Genomic DNA, 22,332 nt, shown 5'->3' on the forward strand with positions numbered 1-22,332 from the left:
GTGCAGCGGCAGCTCGCTCTCGGGCACGGCCGCGCCGCGCTCGACGGCCGCGGCCCACGTGGCCAGGGCGCTGCGCGCGGCCCGGCCCACGAACCCGGGGGTCGCGGCGAGGGCCTGCGGGGTGGTGGGCATGGCACGGGCCGCCGCCACGACCGCGGAGTCCGGCAGGAGGCGCCCGGGGGAGGTGTCGCGGCGGCGGGCCTCCGCGTCGCGGGCCAGCCAGAGCTCGCGGACCACGGCGAGCTGGCGGCGGGAGCGCACGGCGTGCAGCCCCGACACGCGCCGCCAGGGTTCCGCCGGCGGGGTGGCCGGGGGAGCGTCGACGACCGCGGCGAACTCCTCCTCGGCCCACGCGAGCTTGCCCTGCTCGGTGAGGCGCTCGGCGAGGGCGTCGCGCAGCTCCAGGAGGACCTCGACGTCGAGGGCCGCGTAGTTCAGCCAGGGTTCCGGCAGGGGGCGGGTCGACCAGTCGACGGCCGAGTGCTCCTTGGCCAGGCGGATGCCGAGGAACTCCTCGACGACGGCGCCGAGGCCCACGCGGGGCAGCCCCGCGATGCGGGAACCGAGCTCGGTGTCGAACAGGGTGGTGGGGCGCATGCCGACCTCGGCCAGGCACGGGAGGTCCTGGTTCGCCGCGTGCAGCACCCACTCGACGTCCGTGAGGGCCTCGCCGAGGGAGGACAGGTCCGGCAGGGCGTCCGGGTCGACGAGGTGGGTGCCGGCACCGCGGCGGCGCAGCTGCACGAGGAAGGCCCGCTGGCCGTAGCGGTAGCCGGACGCCCGCTCGGCGTCGACCGCGACGGGGCCGGTGCCCGCCGACAGCGCGGCCACCACGTCGGCCAGGGCCTCGGGGGTGGTGACGACGTCGGGGACGCCCTCGGCGGGGCTGCTCAGCAGGGGCGCCTCGGGAACCGGGTCCGCCGGTTCCTCCGCTGCCGCACTGCTCGCGTCCGCTGCCACGCCGCCCACCGTACGGGGCGCCCGCGCGGCGGTGTCCCCGCCCCGCCGCCCGGCCCCTCCCGGCTGCTCTCCCGGGGACCGGCGGCGGTCCGGACTACTGGATGACGCCGGCCCGCAGGGTGATGGCGACCATCTCGGCGCGGTCACCCGTGCCGAGCTTGCGGGCGATGCGCGCCAGGTGGCTCTTGACCGTCAGCGCGGACAGGCCGAGCAGGGCGCCGGTGTCCTTGTTGGAGCGGCCGTCGGCCACGTGCTGCAGGACCTCGATCTCGCGCTCGGACAGGCTGTCCACGCCGGACTCGCCGCCGCGGCCCTCGAAGCCGACGCCCTCGGGGCGCGTCGTCACGAGGTAGCAGCGGACCCCGGCGGCGACCGCACCGCGGACCGCGAACGGGTCGGCGCTGCTGGACAGCACGACGCAGCGGTTCCAGCCGGCCGAGCGCAGCTCGGACACGAGCGCGGCGCCGGAGCCGTCGGGCAGGCCGGCGTCGGCGATGAACAGGGCGCGCGGCCCGGTCCGGGCCAGCGCGCGGGCCTGGGCGACGCTCGTGGCGTGCTCGACGCTGACGGCGCCGAGCAGGCGCAGCGTGCGCGTCACCGACTCGCGGATCGCGGGGTCGGCGACGGCGACGAGCGCGGCGAAGCGGCCGAGTCGTGACGGAACGGCCATCCCTGGCCGCTCGACGAGTGCAGTCACGTGGTCCTCCTGCAGCAGGTGGGGCGCCCGCCTCCTGCGGCACGCCTCTGTCTTCTGCAGAGTGATCGGCGGGGACGCACCCGACCTTGACCCCGAACGGCGCACCGGGGGTGACGCAGCCGGGCCGCTGCGGGCCGCCTCCGATCAGCGGTGGCGGCGGCCGAGGGACGCGACGCCCTCGGGCAGCGGGGGCAGCCCCGCCACGGTGCACAGCAGCTCGCCCCACGCGTGCAGGTGGGTGGTGACGTCGACGTGGCCCGCCGCGTCGGGCTCGGCCGTCCACGACGCCCGCAGCTCCACGTCCACGGACGGCTCCCGGTCGGCCAGGTCGCCGTAGCTCTCCGACAGCACGCGGGTGACCGTGCCGCCGACGCGAGCCGCCCGGGCCCCGGCGCTCGCCAGCCCGTCCTCCAGCCACGTCCAGCTGACCTGCCCGAGCAGGGGGTCGGAGCCCAGGTCGGCCTCGAGGTCGGCGCGGGCGTAGGTGACGACGCGGAACGTGCCGTCCCACTCTGCGGGCGCGGACGGGTCGTGCAGGAGGATGAAGCGGCCCGTGGCGAGCTCGTCCTCGCCGAGCAGCACGTCCCCGGCGAGCGCCACGGCGTGCGGGGCGATGCGGGCCGGGGCGGGGACCTCGGTGAGCTGGACCTCCGCGCGCAACCGGACGTCGCGCAGGGCCGCGACGGCCTCGACGAAGGCGGTCGGCCCTCCGCTGGAGACGCGGTGGACGCTCACGACACGGAGAGTAGGCACGGTGGTCCCCCCGTGGCGTGACGGCACGCCGTGCGACCATCGGGCAGTGCCGAGCACCCCCCCGTCCACCCCGCCCACCGCCCCCGCGACGACCTCGGTCCCGGCGAGCGCGCCCTACCTGCAGGCGACGCGGGGTGAGGTCTCCGACCACGTGCCCGTGTGGTTCATGCGCCAGGCCGGGCGGTCGCTGCCGGAGTACCGGGCGGCCCGCGAGGGCACCGCGATGCTCGACTCCTGCCGCACGCCCGAGCTGGTCACCGAGATCACCCTGCAGCCCGTGCGGCGCTACGGCGTGGACGCGGCCATCTTCTACTCCGACATCGTCGTGCCGCTGAAGGCCGCGGGCGTCGACCTCGACATCGTCCCGGGCACCGGCCCCGTCGTGGCCGAGCCGTTCCGCACCCGCGCCGACCTCGACCGCCTGCCGGAGCTGGCCCCCGAGCAGGTCGGGTTCGTCACCGAGGCCGTCGGCCTCATCACGGCCGAGCTCGGCGCCACCCCGCTCATCGGGTTCGCGGGCGCCCCGTTCACCCTCGCCAGCTACCTCGTCGAGGGCGGCCCGTCGCGGGACCTGCTGCGCACCAAGGCGCTCATGCACGCCGACCCCGGGCTGTGGCACGACCTGCTGGACCGCCTCGCGCAGATCACCGGGGAGTTCCTGCGCACGCAGGTCGCCGCCGGCGCCTCCGCCGTGCAGCTCTTCGACTCCTGGGTCGGGGCCCTCTCGGTCGCCGACTACCGCACCTCCGTCGCCCCGCACTCGGCGCGCGCGCTGGCCGCGGTGCGCGACCTCGGCGTGCCGCGCACCCACTTCGGCACCGGCACCGGCGAGCTGCTGGGCGACCTGGCCGCCGTCGACGGGGGCGTCGACGTGCTCGGCGTGGACTTCCGCGTCCCGCTCGACGAGGGCGCCCGCCGCGGGCGCGAGGGCCTGGCCGCGGCCGGCCTCGACCGCGGCGTCGCGGTGCAGGGCAACCTCGACCCCGCGCTGCTGTTCGCCCCGTGGGACGTGCTGCGCCCCGCGGTGCACCGCGTGCTCGAGGCGGGCGAGGCCGCGGGCGGCGGGCACGTCTTCAACCTCGGCCACGGCGTCCCCCCCACGACGGACCCCGACGTCCTGCAGCGCGTGGTCGACGAGGTGCACGCCTGGCGGGCGGGTGCCTGAGCAGCCGCCCGCCGCGACGGCGGGGGCGCCCCCGCTCGTCGTGGTCGTCGGGGGAGGCGTCAGCGGGCTGAGCGCCGCCTGGCGCCTGGCCAGCGCCGGGGTCCGCGTCCAGGTCCTCGAGGCCTCGCCCCGCCTCGGCGGGGTGCTGGACCGCGTCGAGGTCGGCGGGGTCGTCGTGGACACCGGGGCCGAGTCGGTCCTCGCGCGCCGCCCCGAGGCCGTCGAGCTGGTCCGCGCCGTCGGCCTCGGCGAGGACCTGGTCCACCCGGAGACCGCCCGCGCCTCGGTGCGCACCGAGGGCGCGCTGCGGCCCCTGCCGACGGGGACGGTCATGGGCGTGCCCGGCAGCGCCGCCGCGGTCGAGGGGCTGCTCGCCCCGGCCGACGTCGAGCGCGTCGCCGCCGAACCCGGCCTGCCCGCCCCGCCCCTGGACGCCGACGTGTCCGTGGGCGACTACGTCGCCTCCCGCGTCGGGCGGGCCGTCGTGGACCGCCTCGTCGAACCGCTGCTGGGCGGGGTCTACGCCGGGCACGCCGCCCGGCTGTCCCTGCAGGCCACCGTCCCCGCGCTGTGGAAGCACGCCCGCGCGGGCGGCTCCCTGCTCGAGGCCGTCAGCGCCGCCGCCGCCCGCCCCGCGGCGACGACCCCCGTCTTCGCGGGCATCCGCGGCGGGGTGTCCCGGCTGCCCGAGGCGCTGGCCGCGGCGGTCGAGGCCCGCGGGGGCACGCTGCGCCGCTCGGCGCCCGTCACCGCGCTGACCCGCACGGCCACGGGCTGGCGGCTGCAGACCCCGGACGGAGGCGTCGACGCCGACGCGGTCGTCCTCGCGGTCCCCGCGCCCGTCGCCGCCCGGCTGCTGCGCGGGCCCGTGCCCGCGGCCGCGACCGAGCTGGCCGGCGTCGAGACCGCGAGCATGGTCATCGCGGCGCTCGCCGTCCCCACCGGCCAGCTCGCCGGGCTGGCCGGCTCCGGCGTGCTCGTCCCGCCCGTCGTCGGCCGCGCCGAGGGCCTGCAGGTCAAGGCCCTGACCCTGTCGGCGAACAAGTGGGCGTGGGTCGCCGCGCAGGACCCGGACGTCCGGGTGGTGCGGGTCTCGCTCGGGCGCGCGCGGGAGACCGCCGTCCTCGAGCGCGACGACGCCGACGTCCTCGCCACCGCCGCGGCCGACGCCTCGCTCCTGCTCGGGCGCCCCCTGACCGCCGTCGCAGGCTCCGTCACCCGCTGGGTCGACGGGCTGCCGCAGTACGCCGTGGGGCACGTCGACCGGGTCGCGCGGGTGCGCGCCGCCGTCGCGGAGGCCGGGGCGCTCGCGGTGTGCGGGTCCGTCCTGGACGGCGTCGGGGTACCCGCCTGCATCGCCGCCGCCGACCGCGCGGCCGCCGACGTCCTCGCCGCCCTCGCCACCTCCGGCGGGGCCGCGCCGGGGTGAGCGGGCTCACCGCACCCGGGGCGGTGGGCGCGGCGCGGGCGCGGGAGGATGGGGGCATGACGCAGCCAGCCGAAGCCCCCGCAGCACCCACGGCCGAGGAGATCAACGCGACCATCCGGTACACGATGTACTCGGTGTTCGCGGTGCGGGACACCCTCGGCGACGCCGACCGCGCGGAGCTCACGGCCGAGGTGCAGTCGCTGCTCGAGGAGCTCGCCGGCAAGGGCCTCGTCGTGCGCGGCTTCTACGACGTCGCCGGGCTGCGCGCCGACGCCGACCTGCTCGTGTGGTGGCACGCGGAGACCGTCGAGCTCGTCCAGGAGGCCTACCGACGGCTGCGCCGCACGCGCCTCGGGCGCCACCTCGTGCCCGTCTGGTCCGTCGTCGGGCTGCACCGCCCCGCGGAGTTCAACCGCGGCCACGTCCCGGCGTTCCTGTCCGGCGAGCGCGCCCGCGACTACGTGTGCGTGTACCCGTTCGTGCGCTCCTACGAGTGGTACCTGCTGCCCGAGGCCGAGCGCCGCACCATGCTGCGCGACCACGGCCTCGCCGCCCGCCCCTACGAGGACGTGCGCGCCAACACCGTCTCCGCCTTCGCCCTGGGCGACTACGAGTGGGTCCTCGCCTTCGAGGCCGACGAGCTGCACCGCATCGTCGACCTCATGCGCGACCTGCGGGCCACCGAGGCCCGCCACCACGTGCGCGAGGAGCTGCCGTTCTACACCGGCCCGCGCGTCGAGCTGCCGGAGCTCGTGGCCCAGCTGCCCTGAGCCGCACCTCGGCACCCGCGAGAGCCCGCACGCACGAGAGCCGCCGTCCCCTCAGGGGGCGGCGGCTCTCGTCGCGTGCGGTGCTGAGCGGTCAGAGGCGCTCGGGGTCCTCCGCGTCGGCGGCGGCCACGTGGTCGGACAGGCCCGACGCCCCGGTGCCGCCCGACTCGTCGGGCACCTCCTGCGTGATCCGCTCGTCGATCGTCTCGTTGTCCGCGTCGACGTCGTCGCTCATGAGCTCCTCCGTCGCGTGGCTCACCGCCCGCGTCGTGTCGTACGTGTCGTCGTCGTCGTCCGCGAGGAGCGTGTCGGTCCCGAGGGCCCCGACCTCGTCGAGCGCGTCGGCGTCGTCCTCACCCGCGAGCTCGGCGTTCTCGGCGCGCAGGTCCGGGTCGTCCAGCGGGTCCAGCTCGCGGTCGGTGTCCTGGTAGCTCTCGGCGTACGGCTCGGTCATGCCGCCCACTCTGCCCGGGCCGGGGCCGGGACGCACGTCGCCGGGATCAGCTCGCGGAGCTGGTGGGGCGCAGCGACAGGCTGATCGAGTTGATGCAGTAGCGCTGGTCCGTCGGCGTCGGGTAGCCCTCGCCCTCGAAGACGTGGCCCAGGTGCGAACCGCAGCTCGCGCAGCGCACCTCCGTGCGGACCATGCCCATCGAGCGGTCGGAGATCAGCTCGACCGCCGCGGAGTCCTTCGGGTCGAAGAAGGACGGCCAGCCGCAGTGCGAGGCGAACTTCTCGCTGCTCGTGAACAGCTCGGCGCCGCACGCGCGACAGGCGTAGACGCCCTCGGTGGTGGTGTCCTCGTACTCGCCCGTGAACGGGCGCTCGGTCCCGGCCTGGCGCAGGACGGCGTACTCCTGCGGGCTCAGCTCCTCGCGCCACTCGGCCTCGCTCTTGGTGACGGCGTAGCGGTCGTCGGTGCCCTCGGGAGTGCTCGTGCCGTGGTTCCTCATGCCCGTTCCAACCGTCAGCCGAGGCGGGACGTTCCCGCGTACAGGTGCAGGACGGGCACGCCGAACTCGTCGCGCGCCCGCGACGCCCAGTCGCGGTGGAAGGTGTCCTCCACGGCGTGCGGGCGGGTCACGACGACGAGCTCGCGCACGCCCCCGCCGGCGGCCAGGACGCGCCGCACCTCGGGCAGCGGGTCGTCGTCGGTGGTGCGGCCCTCAGCCTGCAGGCCCTCCGCGCGCAGCGCCGCCAGGGTCGCGGCCAGCGCCGTCTCGGCCTCGGCGCGCGCGGCCGTCGCGTCGGGCTGCCCCTCGCGCACGGAGCCCAGGGCCTCGCGCAGCTCGCCCAGGCTCAGGTGGTCCAGCAGGTCGGCCAGGACGCTGCGGTGCGTGTCGGCGGGGACCAGGACGAGGTGCTGCACGTCAGCGGCGTCGCCGCCCCCGTCGCCACCGTCGCTGCCGTCCTCCGCGCGGTGCAGCTGCGCGAGGTTGCGGGCGTCCACGTCGCCGAACGCCTCCTCCGTCAGGACGAGCACGGTCGGGCGGGCGGTCGTCAGGTCCTCGGGCACGGGGCCACGCTAGCGGGGGCGGGGTCCCGGTCCGCGCGCCGCTCGGGCAGGATGCCGAGCATGTCCTCCCGCACCGCACCCGGCGGCCCCTGGGTGCCCCTGGCGGTGCTGCTCGGCGTCGCGGGGACGGCGCACTTCGTCCACCCGGCGACCTTCGACGGCATCGTGCCGCGGGCCCTGCCGCTCTCCGCGCGCACCTGGACGCTGGCCTCCGGGGTGGCCGAGCTGGGCCTCGCGGCGGGCCTCGCCGCCCCGGCGACCCGCCGCGCGGCCGGCTGGGGGACCGCCGCGCTCTTCCTCGCGGTGTGGCCCGCCAACGGCCAGCAGGCGCTGGACGCCTGGCGCCGGCGCGGGCGCAGCCCCGCCCACGCGCGCCGGGCCGCCGCGGCCCTGGTGCGGCTGCCGATGCAGGTGCCGCTGCTCGTGGCCGCGGTGCGGGTGGCCCGCGCGTGAAGGGCCGTCGCCGGGCCGCGGTGGGTGCCGCCGCCTCGGTGGGGACCGCCGCCCTCGGCCTGGTCGGGGTCACGGCGGTCGCGACGGCCTTCGCCCGGGCGGTCGTGACCCCCGCGCGGCACAAGCCCGACGACGTGGAGGTCCTGCAGGTCGGGCCGTCCCGCGTCGTGCTCGCGCGCAGCCCCGACACCGTCGTCCCGGGGCGCTACGGCGTGTGGACCGACGACGGGCGCGGGCACTTCCGCGTCGGCGAGGTCCTCGCGGTGACCGACGAGCACGTGGTCCGCGAGCTGCTCGGCGTGGACGCGGGGGTGGTCCTTCCGGGCGCGGCCCGCTGGAACCAGTACTACTTCTCGGGCGACCCCGGCTCCGCGCTCGGCCTGGCGCACGAGGACGTCCTCGTGCCCGGCCCCGTCGGTGACCTGCCGTGCTGGTCGGTGCCGGGCGCGGGGGAGTCCGACGGCACCTGGGCGGTCCTCGTGCACGGGCGCGGAGCGACCCGGGAGGAGGCGCTGCGCGCGGTCGGCGTGCTGCACGCCGCGGGGCTGACCTGCCTGGTGCCCAGCTACCGCAACGACGCCGACGGACCGGTCTCGCCCGCGCGCACCTACGGCCTCGGCGACACGGAGTGGCCCGACGTCGAGGCCGTCGTGCAGCACGCGCTGGACGCGGGCGCGCGCCGGGTCGTGCTCGTGGGGTGGTCCATGGGCGGCGCGATCGTGCTGCAGCTGCTCGCCCGCTCCCCGCTGGCCCCGGCCGTCTGCGCGGTCGTGCTCGACGGCCCCGTCGTGGACTGGGGCGACGTCCTCGACCACCAGGCGAGGACCCGCGGGCTGCCCGTGCGGCTCGGCCGCTACGGCGTGCGCCTGCTGCGCCACCCCCTCGCCCGCCGGCTCGTCGGGCTGGAGGGACCCCTGGACCTGCGGCTGATGGACTGGGTGGCGCGGGCGGAGGAGCTCGAGCTGCCGATCCTGCTGCTGCACTCCGACGACGACGACTACGTGCCCTCCGGGCCGTCCCGGCGCCTGGCGCAGGCCCGGCCGGACCTCGTCACCTACGTCGCGAGCGACCGGGCGCGCCACACCAAGGAGTGGAACGTCGACCCGCAGGGCTGGGAGCGGGCGGTGCGCGACTTCGTCGCCGCCCACCGGTGACGACCCGCCGGTGAGAGCGCGCTCGCTGCGGCGGTGCGCGTCCGTACACTCGCGCCGTGGCTGGTCGCTGGATCCCGGGTGACGGACTGCCGGGACCCGGCAGCTCGGCCGACCGGCTGCTGGACTCCGCCGAGCGCCTCGTCGCCGTGGAGGGTCTCCTGGGGGCCTCCTCGCGGGCCATCACGCTCGCCGCGGGGCACCGCAACAGCAACGCGATCGCCTACCACTTCGGCGACCGGCGGGGTCTGTTCACGGCGGTCTGGTTCCGCCGCACCACGGAGATCGACCGCCACCGCGCGCGCGAGGTCACCGCCCTCGAGCGGAGCGGCCGAAGCGCGGACCCGGCAGCGCTGGTCGCGGCCCTCGTGGTCCCGGTCGCGGCCGAGCTGGTGCGCCGCACCCCCAGCTACTGGGCGCGCTTCAACGAGGCGGTCCTCAGCGGCTACCCCCTGGACGCGCTGACGCGCCTGGAGAGCGACGGCGCCGGGGACCCGGCCACGAGCCTGCGGGCGCTGACGCGCACGCTCACGCTCCTGCGGGCGGTGTCCGCGCAGGGCCGCGAGCCCGTGGCGAGCCGCCGCGTCGTGCAGGTCATCCGCACGGGCGTCACGACCCTCGCCTGCTGGGAGCGCGACTGCGACGGGGGGCTGCTGGACCCCGGGTCGCTCGCCGGTCTCTGCGCGGACCTCGTGCAGACCGGGGCCGCGGTCCTGACGGCGCCGGTGGAGGAGCGCTCCGGCGCGGACGTCGCGGACGTCCCCGGGTGCGTCGCCTGACGCGCGGGCCGCGACCTCTAATACACTCGCGTTAGAGCGTCACCCGGCGACGACCGCCGCCGGGTCCACGTCCCGAGGCCACGAGTGGAGATCCCCGCGTGAGTGCACTCCCCGGACGGTCCGGGCCGAGAACCGGCGGGCCCGCCGACGACCATGACGACGCCGCGGCGCCCCCCTCCTTCGACGCCCTCCTCGAGGCCGCGGCGCGCGACGGGGTGGCGGTCGTGGAGACCGCGGCCGGCCGCCTCGTCTGCCTCCCCGAGGAGCGCTACGACGCGCTGCGGGGCGCGGACGGCCGCGGCTCGCTGGTGACCCTCACCCCGCGCGAGGCCGAGATCCTGGGCCGCGTCGCCCGCGGCGACGCCATGGTCACCGTCTCCACCGACCTCGGGGTCGCGCTGAACACCGTCGCCCAGCACCTCGTCGCCGTGCGCCGCAAGTACGGGGTCCGCAGCACGGCGCTCGCCGTGGAGGCCGCCCGCGCGGACGGGCTCATCTGACGCGCTCGTCTGACGGGCGGGGTCAGGGCATCCCGGGCAGCCGGTGGCCCATCCGATCCCGCTTGGTGCGCAGGTAGCGGACGTTGTCCGCGGTCGGCGCGACCGGCAGGTCGCGCCGGCGCAGCACCTGCACGCCGTGTGAGCGCAGCGCCTCGACCTTGACCGGGTTGTGCGTCAGCAGCTCCACGTCGCGCACGCCCAGGTCCCGCAGGACGGCCACCGCCCCGGTGTAGTCGCGGGCGTCGGCCGGGAACCCCAGGTCGAGGTTGGCCTCGACCGTGTCGCGGCCCTGCTCCTGCAGCGCGTAGGCCGCGATCTTCTCGGCGAGGCCGATGCCGCGGCCCTCCTGCCCGCGCAGGTACAGGACGACGCCGCGCCCCTCGGAGGCGACCAGGTCCAGGGCGGCGTCCAGCTGCGGCCCGCAGTCGCAGCGCAGCGAGCCCAGCACGTCGCCCGTGAGGCACTCCGAGTGCAGGCGGACGAGGACGTCGTGCCCGTCGCCGATCTCGCCGGCCACCAGCGCGAGGTGCTCGACGCCGTCGGCCTGGCGGTAGGCCACGGCCCGGAAGGTGCCGTGGGTCGTGGGCAGCCGCGCTTCGGCGACCCGGACCACCGGCAGGTGGGGGTGGGCCGCCGGCGTCGTCGCGGGGACGCGCTCCGGCACGGGGGTCACGTCGTCCTCTCGCAGGGTGCTCACGACGTCGCGGTCGCCACCCGGACCTGACGCTTGACGCGCGCCAGCATCCCGGCCAGCCCGCGCATCCGCAGGGGGCTCACGGCCTGGTCCAGGCCGAGGCGCGAGCCGACGTCACCGGGCACGGCCAGGACCTCCTGCGCCGAGAGCCCCTCGAGGCCCTCCGCGAGGATGCCCGCGAAGCCGCGGGTGGTCGGCGCCTCGCGCGGGGCCGAGAAGTGCAGGTGCGTCGTGGCGTCGTCGTCGACCTCGACGTCCACGAACACCGGGGACTGGCACTCCTCGACCTTCTCCATCAGCTCGGGGTGACCCTCGAGCCGCGGGGGCAGGGGCGGCAGGCCCTGGCTGAACTCCAGGAGCAGCTGCAGCCGGTCGGCGACCGCGAGGGCGTTGAAGTCCTCGACGATCTCGGCCAGCGCGGGCGGCAGCCCCGCCGTCAGGTCCTCGGTCCCGGCCGTCATCGCGCGGCGACCTCACCGCGTTCGGCGCCGCGCGCGATCGGCACCCGGACGCTGTTGCCCCACTCGGTCCAGGAGCCGTCGTAGTTGCGGACGGTGGCGAAGCCCAGCAGCGCGGACAGCACGAACCAGGTGTGGCTCGAGCGCTCCCCGATGCGGCAGTAGGCGATCACGTCGTCGGAGGGGTCGAGGCCCTTCTCCTGCTGGTAGATCGCCTCGAGCTCGGCCCGCGGCTTGAAGGTGCCGTCCTCGGCGGCCGCCCGCGCCCACGGCACGCTGTCCGCGCCGGGGATGTGCCCGCCGCGCACGGTGCCCTCCTCCGGGTAGTCGGGCATGTGGGTGCGCTCGCCCGTGTACTCCTGCGGGGAGCGGACGTCGATGAGCTTGCCGCCCAGGTGCGCGAGCACGTCCTCCTTGAAGGCGCGCACGGCGGTGTCGGAGCGCTCCACGACGGGGTAGTCGCCCGGCGCGGGGGTGGGGGCGTCGGTGGTGAGCTCACGGCCCTCCGCGGCCCACTTCGCGCGGCCGCCGTCGAGGAGCCGGACGTCGGGGTGGCCGAAGAGCGTGAACACCCACAGGGCGTACGCGGCCCACCAGTTGTTCTTGTCGCCGTAGATGACGACCGTGTCCTCGCGCGAGATGCCCTTGCGCCGCATCAGGGCGGCGAACGCGTCGCCGTCGACGTAGTCGCGGGTGACCTCGTCGTTCAGCTCGGTGTGCCAGTCGACCTTCACGGAGCCCGCGACGTGACCGGTGTCCCAGAGCAGGACGTCCTCGTCGCTCTCGACGACCCGCAGGCCGTCCTCGCCCAGGTGCTCGGCCAGCCACGCGGTGGTGACGAGCTTCTCCGGGTGCGCGTACTCGGCGAGCTTCGGGTCGGGGTCCAGCGGCAGGGTCACGGTCGTTCCTCCAGGGCTCGTCTCGCACCACCGCGGGGCACGGGTGCCGTGGCGCGTCGTCAGCGGCAACACCCCGGCTCCCGCGGACGTTCCCGGGGGCGTTCCCGGGCGGCGATCCTGCCACGCCGCCCGGGCCCGCCCGTGCGCGCGTGACCAGCACCACCCGCCGCCGCGGGCCACCGGCCGGGTGGTGCCCGCGGTGCCTCACTACGCTCGCGGGGTGAGCAGCCCCGAGGAGACCGCCGTGCAGTCCCTGGCCGCGCGCAGTCCCCGCGTCCCGCCCGAGCAGCTGGTCGCCGAGCTGGTCCCCCCGCCGCGCTTCGGCGACGTCCGGTTCGCGACCTACGTGCCGGCCCCGGACCAGCCGACCCAGGCGGGCGCCGTGCAGGCCATGGACGCCTTCGGCTCAGGCGTCCTCGCCGGGGGGCAGGAGAAGGGCGGCGGCCTCGCCGGGCTGTTCAAGCGCCGCAGCGCCACCCCCGCCGGGCCGTCCGGGATCTACCTCGACGGCGGGTTCGGCGTCGGCAAGACCCACCTGCTGTCCTCGCTGTACCACCAGGTCGTCACCGACGGTGGCCGCCGGGCCGCCTACGGCACCTTCGTGGAGTACACGAACCTCGTGGGCGCGCTCGGGTTCCTGCCCGCCGTCGAGGCGCTCGCGGACAACGCCCTCGTCTGCATCGACGAGTTCGAGCTGGACGACCCGGGCGACACCGTCCTGATGTCGCGGCTGATGCGCGAGCTCGTCGACCGCGGCGTCCGCCTGGCCGCGACGTCGAACACGCTGCCCGGCGCGCTGGGCGAGGGCCGCTTCGCCGCGCAGGACTTCCAGCGCGAGATCCAGGCGCTCGCCGGCCGCTTCGACGTCGTGCGCGTCGACGGCGAGGACTACCGCCACCGCGGCCTGCCCGCGGCCCCCGAGCCGCTGGACGACGCGGCCGTCGAGCGCGTCGCCGCGAGCCGCGAGGGCGCGACGCTGGACGACTTCTCCGCCGTGCTCAGCCACCTCGCCGACGTCCACCCCAGCCGCTACGGCGCGATGGTCGCCGGCACGAGCGCCGTCTGCCTGCGCGGGGTGAGCACGGTGAGCGACCAGATGGTCGGCCTGCGGATGGTGGTGCTGGCCGACCGGCTCTACGACCGCGACGTGCCGGTCGTGGCCTCGGGCGTGCCCTTCGACGAGGTCTTCACCACCGAGCTCGTCGAGGGCGGCTACCGCAAGAAGTACCTGCGGGCCGTCTCACGCCTCTCGGCCCTGGCCCGCGACGGCGCCGCCCTCGCCTGAGGCGTCGGCGGGGCTGCGGCGGCCCGCCCCGGTGACGCGCCACCACACGAGGGCGCCGAGCCAGACGAGCAGGAACAGCGCGGCCACGGCGTAGCCGACGACGCCGGTGTCCAGGCCCGAGATCCAGGTGCTCGCCGCGTCGCCGAGGTGGAGCTCGTCGTGGGCCACCGAGACGAGCTGGATGGTGCCGATGGCCAGCGCCACGGCCACCGAGACGCCCGTCACGACGCCGTTGTAGGCCAGGCGCCGCAGCGGGTTCGCCAGCGCCCAGTCGTAGGCCAGGTTCATGAAGGCGCCGTCGAGGGTGTCGAACAGGGACATCCCCGCGGTGAACAGCACCGGCAGGACGAGCACGGCGTACCAGGGCAGCGTCACGGCCGCGGTGCCCGCGAGCACCAGCAGCGCGACCTCGGTGGCGGTGTCGAAGCCGAGGCCCATGAGCAGCCCGACGGGGTAGATCTGGCGCGGCGAGCGGATGCGGCGCGTGAACCGCGCGAGCAGCCGCGCGAGCGCGCCGTCGAGGGCGAGGCGCTGGTGCAGCGCGGCGTCGTCCAGCTCGCCGCGGCGGCGCTGGCGGGCCGTGCGCAGGATCCCCAGCAGGGCCGCGAGGTTCACCAGGCCGATGACCCACAGGAACACGCCGGCGGCCGTGGTGCCGAACACGCCCAGGGCGTCGTGGGCGGCGCTGCCCTCCGTCACGAGCCCGCTCGCGAACCTCGCCCCCGTGGCGATGACGACGGCCATGGCGACCACCACGCTGGAGTGGCCGAGGGAGAACCAGAACCCGACCGAGAGCGGGCGCTGCCCGTCGGCCGTGAGCTTGCGGGTGGCGCCGTCGATGACCGCGATGTGGTCGGCGTCGAAGGCGTGCCGCACGCCGAAGACGTAGGCCGTCAGGCCCAGGCCCCAGCCGAAGACCTGCGCCCCCACGGTGTGCCCGGCGGGGACGACGACGAACCCGAGCACGCCCCAGCCCAGCACGTGCAGGCCGAGGACGACGGCGAGCAGGCGCGTGAGGCGCCGGCTGTCGGTGCGGTCCCAGCGGCGGCCCGCGGCCCGCGTGGCGGAGGTGAGCAGGGCGTCGGACATGCAGGCTCCCTCGGGTGGCTTGTTGCGCCTGAGTCGCAACAAGCCGGCAGCCTAGCCCTCAGTCCCACTCCGTCGGCAGGTCCGGGTCGCGGTGGTGCAGCAGCACCCGCTCGAGCTCCTCGCGCACGACGCGGATCGTCGACAGCTCCGGCAGCTCGTCGAGGGAGAACCAGCCGACGTCGAGGGTCTCGAGGTCCTGCGGCGCCACGGGTTCCCCGACGACGCGGCACAGGAAGAACAGGTGGAACACGGACACGGGCAGCGGCGGCTGCAGCCCCCGCGCGTCGCGCTCCCACACCGCGACGAGCTTCACGGCCGCGACCGGGTAGCCCGTCTCCTCCAGCACCTCGCGCACCGCGGCCTCACCGGGCCGGTCGCCCGGGTCGGCCCACCCGCCCGGGAGCGACCAGCGGCCGTCGCTGCGCTCGCGCAGCATGAGGAAGCGCTCGCGCTCGTCGACGACCGCCGCGCGCACGTCGACCTTGGGGGTGGCGTAGCCCGTGCCGCCGCCCAGGTCGAGGCGGAGGGCGGCGGGGTCCGCGCCGGACACGGCGGCCAGCAGCTCCGTCGCGAGGTCCGCGACCTGCCGGTAGCGGGCGGCGTCGTAGTCCTTCGACGGGTCGGCGTCCGCGTAGGAGAGACCGGTCTGCGCGATCGCCGCCAGCCGCACGGCGGCGCGCCGCACGCGGTCGGCCGCGTCGAGCTCCTCCTGCGCGCCCCCGCCGTCCGTGCCCTCGCCGCTCGCGCCGGGGCCGCTCACGCCCCGGGGTTCGCGACGCGCACGACCGCGACGGACTCGCCGACCAGGCGCACGCCCTCGCTGAGCAGCTCGGGGGTGTGCGGGGCGTCGGTGTGGGCCAGGACGACCTCGACGGGGTTGCCGGCGACGGGCACGTCGGCGCCGGAGCCGGTGCTCACCACGACGCGGAAGGCGCCGCGGTGCAGGACGACCCAGTTCTCGTCGACGTCGACCCGCACGTCGCGCAGGTCGTCGGCGCGCAGGTCCGGCTCGGCGCGGCGCAGCGCGAGGAGGTCGGTGTACCAGCGCAGCACGCGCGCGTGCCCGCCGTCGCCGACCTCGTCCCAGCGCAGCACGGAGCGCTCGCGCGTGGCCGCGTCCTGCGGGTCGGGCACGTCCTCGGCGGACCAGCCGTGGTCGCCGAACTCCGAGCGGCGGCCCTTGCTGACCGCGGCCCCGAGCTCGGGGTCCGGGAAGTCCGTGAAGAACTGCCACGGCGTGGAGGCGTCCCACTCCTCGCCCATGAAGATCATCGGCGTGAAGGGCCCCAGCAGGTACAGGGCGGCGCCCGCGGCGAGGCGCGCCTGCGGGACCAGCGCGCCGATCCGCTCGCCCACGGCGCGGTTGCCGACCTGGTCGTGCGTCTGCAGGTAGCCCAGGAAGGAGTGCCCGCCGACGCGCGCGCGGTCGACCCTGCGGCCCCAGTCCTCGCCGCGGAAGGAGGAGAACCGCTCCGCGTGCCAGAAGGCCTCGGTGAACGTCGTGGCCAGGACCTCCGGCGAGCCGAAGTCGGCGTAGTAGCCCTGCCGCTCGCCCGTCAGCCAGGCGTGCAGGGCGTGGTGCACGTCGTCGTCCCACTGCGCCGTCATCCCGCGCCCACCCTCGGCGGTGGGGGTGACCATGGCGGCGTCGTTGAGGTCGCTCTCGGCGACCAGCGACAGGGGCCGGCCGAGGTGTGCGGACAGCTCCGCAACCTCGTCGGCGAGCTGCTGCAGGACGTGGACAGGGGAGTCGTCGACCAGCGCGTGCACGGCGTCCAGGCGCAGGGCGTCGACGTGGAAGTCGCGGAACCAGCGCAGCGCGTTGTCGACGATCCAGCGGCGCACCTCCACCGACCCCTCGTCGTCGAGGTTCACCGCGGCGCCCCACGGCGTCTCGTGCTTGTCGGTGAAGTAGGGGCCGAACTCGCCCAGGTAGTTCCCGCTGGGCCCCAGGTGGTTGTAGACGCAGTCCAGGGCCACGGCGAGACCCTTGGCGTGGCAGGCGTCGACGAAGGCCGCGAACGCCTCCGGCCCGCCGTAGGGCTCGTGCACCGCGTAGGGGGCGACGCCGTCGTAGCCCCAGCCCCAGCGGCCGTCGAAGGCGGACACGGGCAGCACCTCGACGACCTCGACGCCCAGGTCCACGAGGTGGTCCAGGTGCGCGGCGGCCGCGGCGAAGGTGCCCTCGGGCGTGAAGGTGCCGACGTGGAGCTCGTAGAACACGGCGCCGCGGGCGTCGCGGCCGCTCCAGCCGGAGTCGCTCCAGCGGAACGTCAGCGGGGCGACGACCGCGCTCGGGCCGTGCACGCCGTCGGGCTGCCAGCCCGAGCGGGGGTCCGGCCGCGGGTCGGAGCCGTCGAGGCGGAAGGAGTAGCGCGTCCCGTGCCCGGCTCCCGGGACCTGCCGGTGCCACCAGCCCTCGCGGGGCAGGTCCGTGCGGGTCATGGCGTGCGCCTGCGACCCCTCCTCGGACTCGACGACGACCTCGACCTCGTGCGCTCCCGGCGCCCACACCCCGAACTCCATGCCCCCACCCAACCGGACGCGGGAGCGGGCCACCACCGCAGCCCGCGAGCGGCGATGAGTTCCGGCCCGCGGGCCGGTCTCGGGTGCAGGGCAGCGCCGCACGCACCGGTGTCGTGGCAGCGCCGGAGCGAGGGACGGGCAGGGGAGGAGCGAGCATGGCCGCTGAGCGGGAGGGCCGCGCGATCGAGGCGGCGTTCACGGCGCGCATCCGCAAGGACGGGGCCTTCGCGACCTACGTCGAGCTCGCGGGCTCCGACGAGGTCCTCGGGACGCGGCGCGCGGTGCGCGTGGCGGGCACCCTGGACGGGCACCCGTTCGCCGCGACGCTGATGCCGTCGGGCACCGGCCCGCACTGGCTGCCGCTGCGGGCGGGGCTGTGCACGGTCACCGGCAAGGACCGGGCCGGGGAGGAGCTGACCGTGCTGCTGCTGCAGCGCTTCAGCTGAGGAGCGCGACGAGCCGGTGCCGCCGGCCCCGGGGCGGGGTCGGCGGCACCGGCTCGCGGTGCTGGTCGTGCGGACGGCTCAGACGCGGACGAGCAGCGCCACGGGCAGGCCGTCGAGCACGTCGGCGAAGCGTGCGCTGCCGCCGGGGACCTCGACGCCGGTGAAGGCGTTGCGCCACGTCCCGGCCGGCAGGGCCAGCGTGTGCTCGCCCCACCCGCCGAGGCGCTCGAGCGAGCCGGGCAGGCGGGTGGCGACGGCGACGACGACCGGGGCGTCCAGCGGGCCCCGGGCGAAGGCGACGGCGTTGCCCGTCGACGTCGGCACCGCGGCGTAGGCGGCGGTCTCGCCGAGGAAGGCCTCCGGGTGCTCGCGGCGCACCCGCAGGGTGCGCGAGACGACGAGCAGCTTCTCGTCGTCGACGTCGGCCGGGCGCTCGCCCGCGTCCAGCGCGGCCAGGCGCCGCGCCCGCTCGTCGTAGTCCACCTCGCGGCGGTTGTCCGGGTCGACGAGGGAGAGGTCGACGAGCTCGGTGCCCTGGTAGACGTCGGGGACGCCGGGCATCGCGAGCTGGACGAACTTCTGCCCGAGGACCGCCACGCGCGACGCGTCGGCCGTGCGCTCGACCCACGCGCCGACGGCGGCCAGCACCGCCTCGTCGCCCAGCACGCCGCGCGCGAAGTGCTGCACCGCCGCCTCGTAGGCCTCGTCCGGCGCGGTCCACGTCGTGTGGTCCTTGGCCTCGCGGGTGGCCTTCTCCAGGTAGGCGAGCAGGCGCTCCTCGGCGAGGGGGCCGCTGCGGCCCCACGTGCCGACGAGGGTCTGCCACACGAGCAGCTCGGTCCGGACGTCGAGCTCGGCGTCGCGGTGCGCGGCCGCGAGCTCGCGCCAGCCCGCCAGGGCCGCCGCGAACTCGTCGGGGTGCTCCGACAGCGGTGTGAGGTGGGCGCGGACGTCCTCGCTGCGCTTGGTGTCGTGCGTGGACAGGGTGGTCATCGCCGACGGCCAGGTCCGCGACAGGACGCCCGCGAAGTTGTGGAACTCCTCCGGCGAGGTCCCGAAGCGGGTCGGGTCGCCGCCCACCTCGTTCAGCGAGGACAGCCGGAACCAGCGGTAGAACGCCGTGTCCTCGACGCCCTTGGCCATGACGGGCCCGCAGGTCTGCTGGAAGCGGACGACGAACTCCGCGAGCCGGGGGTCGTCGGGGCTGCCGGCGCGCCCCAGCGCGAGGTCGACGACCACGGCGAGGGTGTCGTGGCGCTCGGGGGCCAGGTGCGCGCGGGCGGCCGTGGCGGCCTCCTCGAGCACCTCGACGGCCTCCGCCGGGGTTGCCTCGCCGGGCACGACGTAGGCGCGGTAGCGCGGGAACGCGACGAGCAGCTCCACGACGGACTCGTGCAGCCCGCGGCGGGTGTGGTCGCGCAGGTCGACGTCGTCGTGGCAGATCGCCGCGAGCAGGTCGACGAGGCGGTGCACCTCGGCGTAGAGGCCGTGCTCGACGACCTCCCGCTTGGCCTGCTCGACGACGGCCGAGAACGGCTCGGAGTCGCCCGTGAGGGAGGCGTACAGCGACGTCAGGGGCTCGGCGCCGGCCTGGTCGAGGAAGAGCCCGCCGACCTCGTGCAGGGCGTCGTAGCCGGTGGTCCCGGCGGTCGCCCAGTCCGTGGGCAGCGTCTCGCCGCCCTCGAGGATCTTCTCCACGACGACCCAGGCGCTGCTGCCGTCCCGCTCGGTCGCGGCGGCCAGGCGGGCCAGGTAGCCGCGGGGGTCGGCCAGGCCGTCCGGGTGGTCGATGCGCAGGCCCTGCAGCTCGCCGGCGCGCAGCAGCTCCAGGAGCAGCGCGTGGGAGGCGTCGAAGACCTCCGGGTCCTCCACGCGCACGGCGGCGAGGGTGTCGACGTCGAAAAAGCGCCGGTAGTTCAGCTCCTCGTCGGCGACGCGCCAGTGCGCGAGGCGGTACCACTGCCGGTCGACGAGCTGCGCGAGCGGCAGGTCCTCGGTGCCGGGGCGGACGGGGAAGACGTGGTCGTAGTAGCGCAGGACGGGCTCGTCGCCCGTGACGTCGAGCGTCAGCTCGCCCGCGGCGAGGACCTGCCCGATCCGCTGGCCGAGCACGGCCATGAGGATCGCGCGGTCGGGGACCGACCAGTCGACGTCGAACCAGCTCGCGAACGGCGACTCGGGGCCCTCGCGCAGCACCGACCACAGCTGGGCGTTGTCGGAGGCGGGGGTCGGGACGGCCATGTGGTTCGGCACCACGTCGGCCACGGCGCCCAGACCGGCGGCCTCCAGCGCGGCGCTGAGGCGGTCGAAGGCCGGGCGGCCCCCGGCCTCGGGGTTCAGCCGCGAGTGGTCGATGACGTCGTAGCCGTGCGTCGAGCCCTTGGCCGGGGCCAGGACGGGCGACAGGTAGGCGTGCGTCACCCCGAGGTCGGCGAGGTAGGCCGCCCGGGCGGCCGCGTCGTCGAAGGTGAAGGCCGGCTGGATCTGCAGGCGGTAGGTGCTCGCCGGCACGACGGCCGGTCGGTACTCGTCGTTCACTTGTCTCCCAGGGGACCGCGGGCCAGCACGAGGATGGAGCGTCCGGCGACCGGGACGGTCGTACCGGGGGAGAAGGCGGACTCCTCCGTGAAGATGGACACGACGCCGACCTGGTCGTCGGCGGTGTCCAGCCGGGGGGCCCAGCCGTCGCCGTAGGCCTTCTCGGGGAGCGTGAAGTCCAGCGGCTCGTGCCAGGGGTTGAAGAGGATGAGGAAGGAGTCCCCGACGATGCGCTCACCGCGGCGGTCGGACTCGGGGATCGCCTCGCCGTTCAGGAAGACCATGACGCTGCGGTTGGTGGCGTCGCCCCAGCCCGTGTCGGTCATGGCGCTGCCGTCGGCGCTGAACCACTCGATGTCGCCGACCTGGCTCTCGCCGCCGTGCCCGGCGTCGCCCGCGAAGAAGCGGCGGCGCTGGAAGACGGGCTCGGTGCGGCGCAGGGCCACGACGCGCTGGGCGAAGGCCAGGAGCTCCTTCTGCGGGTCGCTCAGGTCCCAGTCGACCCAGGCCAGCGGGTTGTCCTGGCAGTAGACGTTGTTGTTGCCCTGCTGGGTCCGGCCCAGCTCGTCGCCGTGCAGGATCATCGGCACGCCCTGGCTCAGCAGGAGGGTCGTCAGCAGGTTGCGGTGCTGGCGCGCGCGCAGCGCCACGATCTCGGGGTCGTCCGTGGGCCCCTCGACGCCGCAGTTCCAGGAGCGGTTGTGGCTCTCGCCGTCGTTGCCGCCCTCGCCGTTGGCGTCGTTGTGCTTCTCGTTGTAGGACACCAGGTCCCGCATCGTGAAGCCGTCGTGGGCGGTGACGAAGTTGATGCTGGCGATGGGCTTGCGCCCGGAGTGCTCGTACAGGTCGCTGGAACCCGTCAGGCGGCTCGCGAACTCGGCGATCGTGTGCGGCTCGCCGCGCCAGAAGTCGCGGATGGCGTCGCGGTAGCGGCCGTTCCACTCCGTCCACAGGGGCGGGAAGCCGCCGACCTGGTAGCCGCCGTCGCCCACGTCCCACGGCTCCGCGATGAGCTTGAGCTGGGAGACCACCGGGTCCTGCTGGACCAGGTCGAAGAAGGCCGACAGCCGGTCCACCTCGTGGAACTGCCGCGCCAGGGTCGCCGCGAGGTCGAAGCGGAACCCGTCGACGTGCATCTCCTCGGCCCAGTAGCGCAGCGAGTCCATGATCAGCTGCAGGACGTGCGGGTGCCGCATGAGGAGGCTGTTGCCGGTGCCGGTGGTGTCGTAGTAGTGCGCCTGGTCGCCGTCGACCAGGCGGTAGTACGCCTGGTTGTCGATGCCGCGGAAGCACAGCGTCGGGCCCATGTGGTTGCCCTCGGCGGTGTGGTTGTAGACCACGTCGAGGATGACCTCGATGTCCGCCTCGTGCAGCGCCCGCACCATCGACTTGAACTCCTGCACCTGCTGGCCGCGCTGGCCCGTGGAGGAGTAGGAGTTGTGCGGCGCGAAGAACCCGATCGTGTTGTAGCCCCAGTAGTTCGCGAGGCCCTTGTCCACGAGGTGGGTGTCCTGCACGAACTGGTGCACCGGCATGAGCTCGACGGCCGTGACGCCGAGGCCCTTGAGGTGGTCGATCATCGCGGGGTGCGCCATGCCGGCGTACGTCCCGCGGATGCTCTCGGGGATGTCGGGGTGCTGGATCGTCAGGCCCTTGACGTGCGCCTCGTAGATCACCGACTCGTGGTACTCGTGGCCGGGGCGGCGGTCGTTGCCCCAGTCGAAGAAGGGGTTGACGACGACGGAGAGCATCGTGTGCCCCGCGCTGTCGGCCGGGTTGATCGCGTCGTTGGCCTCGAACTCGTAGGAGAAGAGCGACTCGTCGCCGTCGACCTGCCCCTCGATCGCCTTGGCGTAGGGGTCCAGCAGCAGCTTCTCGGGCTGGCAGCGGTGGCCGTTCGCGGGGTCGAAGGGCCCGTGCACGCGGAAGCCGTAGCGCTGCCCGGGCATGACCGAGGGCAGGTAGGCGTGCCACACGAAGCCGTCGACCTCGGGGAGGTCGACGCGCGTCTCGGTGCCGTCCTCCTCGACGAGGCAGAGCTCGATGCGCTCGGCGACCTCGGAGAAGAGGGCGAAGTTGGTGCCCGCGCCGTCGTAGGTGGCGCCGAGGGGGTAGGGCCGTCCGGGCCAGATCTGCATCTCGCGAGTCCTCCGCAGCACGTGGGGGCGTCGTGCCTGGTCGTCCAGGTGGCGGGCGCCGGCTGTCGCGGCGCCCGTCGGGTCCC

Annotated in this window: 22 protein-coding genes and 1 pseudogene; 9 read left to right on the forward strand and 14 right to left on the reverse strand. The window is 75.7% G+C overall.

Annotated elements, in window-relative coordinates; genetic code table 11:
• The 3 genes from F1544_RS01870 to F1544_RS01880 all read right to left on the reverse strand — a co-directional run.
• Positions 1 to 960, reverse strand: a 960-nt coding sequence (locus F1544_RS01870) for a ribonuclease D (protein ID WP_167581437.1), incomplete at its 3' end; no start/stop codon positions are given.
• A gap of 94 nt (positions 961 to 1,054) precedes the next feature.
• Positions 1,055 to 1,657, reverse strand: coding sequence for a response regulator transcription factor (locus F1544_RS01875; protein ID WP_167581440.1), 603 nt, complete (start codon positions 1,655 to 1,657; stop codon positions 1,055 to 1,057).
• A gap of 144 nt (positions 1,658 to 1,801) precedes the next feature.
• A complete protein-coding gene (locus F1544_RS01880) occupies positions 1,802 to 2,392 on the reverse strand; it encodes a DUF3000 domain-containing protein (protein WP_308469829.1) in 591 nt (196 codons plus the stop codon).
• Between the two features lie 64 nt (positions 2,393 to 2,456).
• Between F1544_RS01880 and hemE the strand changes: the two genes are divergently transcribed.
• Genes hemE through hemQ form a run of 3 tightly spaced genes read left to right on the forward strand, consistent with a single transcriptional unit; the run spans position 2,457 to position 5,774 of the window.
• Positions 2,457 to 3,575: a uroporphyrinogen decarboxylase gene (gene hemE, locus F1544_RS01885; RefSeq protein WP_167581446.1), complete on the forward strand. Its 1,119-nt coding sequence runs from the start codon at positions 2,457 to 2,459 to the stop codon at positions 3,573 to 3,575.
• Entirely contained in the window at positions 3,568 to 5,004 is a 1,437-nt protein-coding gene (hemG, locus tag F1544_RS01890) for a protoporphyrinogen oxidase (protein WP_167581449.1), read from the forward strand. The genes hemE and hemG overlap by 8 nt, the downstream gene beginning before the upstream one ends.
• 56 nt (positions 5,005 to 5,060) lie before the next feature.
• Positions 5,061 to 5,774 (forward strand): hydrogen peroxide-dependent heme synthase, encoded by a 714-nt coding sequence (hemQ, locus tag F1544_RS01895; protein ID WP_167581452.1) that lies wholly within the window; start codon positions 5,061 to 5,063, stop codon positions 5,772 to 5,774.
• Positions 5,775 to 5,865: 91 nt separating this feature from the next.
• Here hemQ and F1544_RS01900 read toward each other — a convergent pair whose 3' ends face one another.
• The 3 genes from F1544_RS01900 to F1544_RS01910 are packed head-to-tail and all read right to left on the reverse strand — an operon-like array spanning position 5,866 to position 7,290.
• Positions 5,866 to 6,228, reverse strand: a complete 363-nt coding sequence (locus tag F1544_RS01900) for a hypothetical protein (RefSeq protein WP_167581455.1) — start codon at positions 6,226 to 6,228, stop codon at positions 5,866 to 5,868.
• 46 nt (positions 6,229 to 6,274) lie between these two features.
• A complete protein-coding gene (gene msrB / locus F1544_RS01905) occupies positions 6,275 to 6,727 on the reverse strand; it encodes a peptide-methionine (R)-S-oxide reductase MsrB (RefSeq protein WP_167581458.1) in 453 nt (150 codons plus the stop codon).
• Between the two features lie 14 nt (positions 6,728 to 6,741).
• Complete coding sequence (locus tag F1544_RS01910) at positions 6,742 to 7,290, reverse strand: hypothetical protein (protein ID WP_208971140.1); 549 nt, start codon at positions 7,288 to 7,290, stop codon at positions 6,742 to 6,744.
• A gap of 60 nt (positions 7,291 to 7,350) precedes the next feature.
• On the opposite strand from F1544_RS01910, the gene F1544_RS01915 reads away from it, so the two are divergent.
• The 4 genes from F1544_RS01915 to F1544_RS26050 all read left to right on the forward strand — a co-directional run bounded on the left by F1544_RS01915 (position 7,351) and on the right by F1544_RS26050 (position 10,173).
• A complete protein-coding gene (locus tag F1544_RS01915) occupies positions 7,351 to 7,743 on the forward strand; it encodes a DoxX family protein (RefSeq protein WP_167581461.1) in 393 nt (130 codons plus the stop codon).
• Positions 7,740 to 8,897, forward strand: coding sequence for an alpha/beta hydrolase (locus F1544_RS26045; RefSeq protein WP_167581464.1), 1,158 nt, complete (start codon positions 7,740 to 7,742; stop codon positions 8,895 to 8,897). Before F1544_RS01915 ends, F1544_RS26045 begins: the two co-directional genes overlap by 4 nt.
• Before the next feature lie 56 nt (positions 8,898 to 8,953).
• On the forward strand, positions 8,954 to 9,673 hold the full coding sequence (locus F1544_RS01925) for a TetR/AcrR family transcriptional regulator (RefSeq protein ID WP_167581467.1): 720 nt from the start codon (positions 8,954 to 8,956) through the stop codon (positions 9,671 to 9,673).
• Between the two features lie 98 nt (positions 9,674 to 9,771).
• Positions 9,772 to 10,173: a helix-turn-helix transcriptional regulator gene (locus tag F1544_RS26050; RefSeq protein ID WP_167581470.1), complete on the forward strand. Its 402-nt coding sequence runs from the start codon at positions 9,772 to 9,774 to the stop codon at positions 10,171 to 10,173.
• A gap of 22 nt (positions 10,174 to 10,195) precedes the next feature.
• On the opposite strand, the pseudogene ribA reads toward F1544_RS26050, so the two are convergent.
• The 3 genes and pseudogenes from ribA to F1544_RS01945 all read right to left on the reverse strand — a co-directional run.
• Positions 10,196 to 10,786 (reverse strand): annotated as a pseudogene (gene ribA, locus F1544_RS01935) (GTP cyclohydrolase II); the annotation flags it as partial.
• A gap of 80 nt (positions 10,787 to 10,866) precedes the next feature.
• Complete coding sequence (locus F1544_RS01940) at positions 10,867 to 11,328, reverse strand: SufE family protein (RefSeq protein WP_167581476.1); 462 nt, start codon at positions 11,326 to 11,328, stop codon at positions 10,867 to 10,869.
• Complete coding sequence (locus F1544_RS01945; protein WP_167581479.1) at positions 11,325 to 12,224, reverse strand: sulfurtransferase; 900 nt, start codon at positions 12,222 to 12,224, stop codon at positions 11,325 to 11,327. Before F1544_RS01945 ends, F1544_RS01940 begins: the two co-directional genes overlap by 4 nt.
• A 220-nt stretch (positions 12,225 to 12,444) precedes the next feature.
• On the opposite strand from F1544_RS01945, the gene zapE reads away from it, so the two are divergent.
• Positions 12,445 to 13,509 carry a cell division protein ZapE gene (zapE, locus tag F1544_RS01950; protein ID WP_167581482.1) on the forward strand — a complete coding sequence of 355 codons (1,065 nt, stop codon included), beginning with the start codon at positions 12,445 to 12,447 and terminating at the stop codon, positions 13,507 to 13,509.
• Here zapE and F1544_RS01955 read toward each other — a convergent pair.
• The 3 genes from F1544_RS01955 to treZ are packed head-to-tail and all read right to left on the reverse strand — an operon-like array spanning position 13,465 to position 17,124.
• Positions 13,465 to 14,598, reverse strand: a complete 1,134-nt coding sequence (locus tag F1544_RS01955; RefSeq protein WP_167581485.1) for a HoxN/HupN/NixA family nickel/cobalt transporter — start codon at positions 14,596 to 14,598, stop codon at positions 13,465 to 13,467. The genes zapE and F1544_RS01955 overlap by 45 nt on opposite strands.
• Positions 14,599 to 14,656: 58 nt before the next feature.
• The gene (locus F1544_RS01960) at positions 14,657 to 15,358 is read right to left on the reverse strand and encodes an NUDIX hydrolase N-terminal domain-containing protein (protein WP_167581488.1); all 702 of its coding nucleotides are present in this window, start codon (positions 15,356 to 15,358) and stop codon (positions 14,657 to 14,659) included.
• Positions 15,355 to 17,124 carry a malto-oligosyltrehalose trehalohydrolase gene (treZ, locus tag F1544_RS01965; protein ID WP_167581491.1) on the reverse strand — a complete coding sequence of 590 codons (1,770 nt, stop codon included), beginning with the start codon at positions 17,122 to 17,124 and terminating at the stop codon, positions 15,355 to 15,357. The genes F1544_RS01960 and treZ overlap by 4 nt, the downstream gene beginning before the upstream one ends.
• 155 nt (positions 17,125 to 17,279) lie before the next feature.
• Between treZ and F1544_RS01970 the strand changes: the two genes are divergently transcribed.
• Positions 17,280 to 17,570, forward strand: coding sequence for a DUF1905 domain-containing protein (locus tag F1544_RS01970; RefSeq protein ID WP_167581494.1), 291 nt, complete (start codon positions 17,280 to 17,282; stop codon positions 17,568 to 17,570).
• Between the two features lie 78 nt (positions 17,571 to 17,648).
• On the opposite strand, the gene treY is transcribed toward F1544_RS01970, so the two are convergent.
• Together treY and glgX are read right to left on the reverse strand one after the other, a co-directional pair.
• Positions 17,649 to 20,108, reverse strand: a complete 2,460-nt coding sequence (gene treY / locus F1544_RS01975) for a malto-oligosyltrehalose synthase (protein ID WP_167581498.1) — start codon at positions 20,106 to 20,108, stop codon at positions 17,649 to 17,651.
• On the reverse strand, positions 20,105 to 22,246 hold the full coding sequence (gene glgX, locus F1544_RS01980) for a glycogen debranching protein GlgX (RefSeq protein ID WP_167581501.1): 2,142 nt from the start codon (positions 22,244 to 22,246) through the stop codon (positions 20,105 to 20,107). Before glgX ends, treY begins: the two co-directional genes overlap by 4 nt.
• Between the last annotated feature and the right edge of the window lie 86 nt (positions 22,247 to 22,332).

Origin of the sequence: Kineococcus rubinsiae (assembly GCF_011839805.1) — a bacterium.
Taxonomy (GTDB): domain Bacteria; phylum Actinomycetota; class Actinomycetes; order Actinomycetales; family Kineococcaceae; genus Kineococcus; species Kineococcus rubinsiae.

Excerpts from the sequence above, each read along its gene's own strand:
- F1544_RS01900 (WP_167581455.1), bottom strand. The coding sequence starts at position 6,228 with ATGACCGAGCCGTACGCCGAGAGCTACCAGGACACCGACCGCGAGCTG.
- hemQ (WP_167581452.1), top strand. The coding sequence starts at position 5,061 with ATGACGCAGCCAGCCGAAGCCCCCGCAGCACCCACGGCCGAGGAGATC.
- treZ (WP_167581491.1), bottom strand. The coding sequence starts at position 17,124 with ATGGAGTTCGGGGTGTGGGCGCCGGGAGCGCACGAGGTCGAGGTCGTC.
- F1544_RS01955 (WP_167581485.1), bottom strand. The coding sequence starts at position 14,598 with ATGTCCGACGCCCTGCTCACCTCCGCCACGCGGGCCGCGGGCCGCCGC.
- glgX (WP_167581501.1), bottom strand. The coding sequence starts at position 22,246 with ATGCAGATCTGGCCCGGACGGCCCTACCCCCTCGGCGCCACCTACGAC.
- F1544_RS01970 (WP_167581494.1), top strand. The coding sequence starts at position 17,280 with ATGGCCGCTGAGCGGGAGGGCCGCGCGATCGAGGCGGCGTTCACGGCG.
- msrB (WP_167581458.1), bottom strand. The coding sequence starts at position 6,727 with ATGAGGAACCACGGCACGAGCACTCCCGAGGGCACCGACGACCGCTAC.
- F1544_RS01915 (WP_167581461.1), top strand. The coding sequence starts at position 7,351 with ATGTCCTCCCGCACCGCACCCGGCGGCCCCTGGGTGCCCCTGGCGGTG.
- F1544_RS01940 (WP_167581476.1), bottom strand. The coding sequence starts at position 11,328 with ATGACGGCCGGGACCGAGGACCTGACGGCGGGGCTGCCGCCCGCGCTG.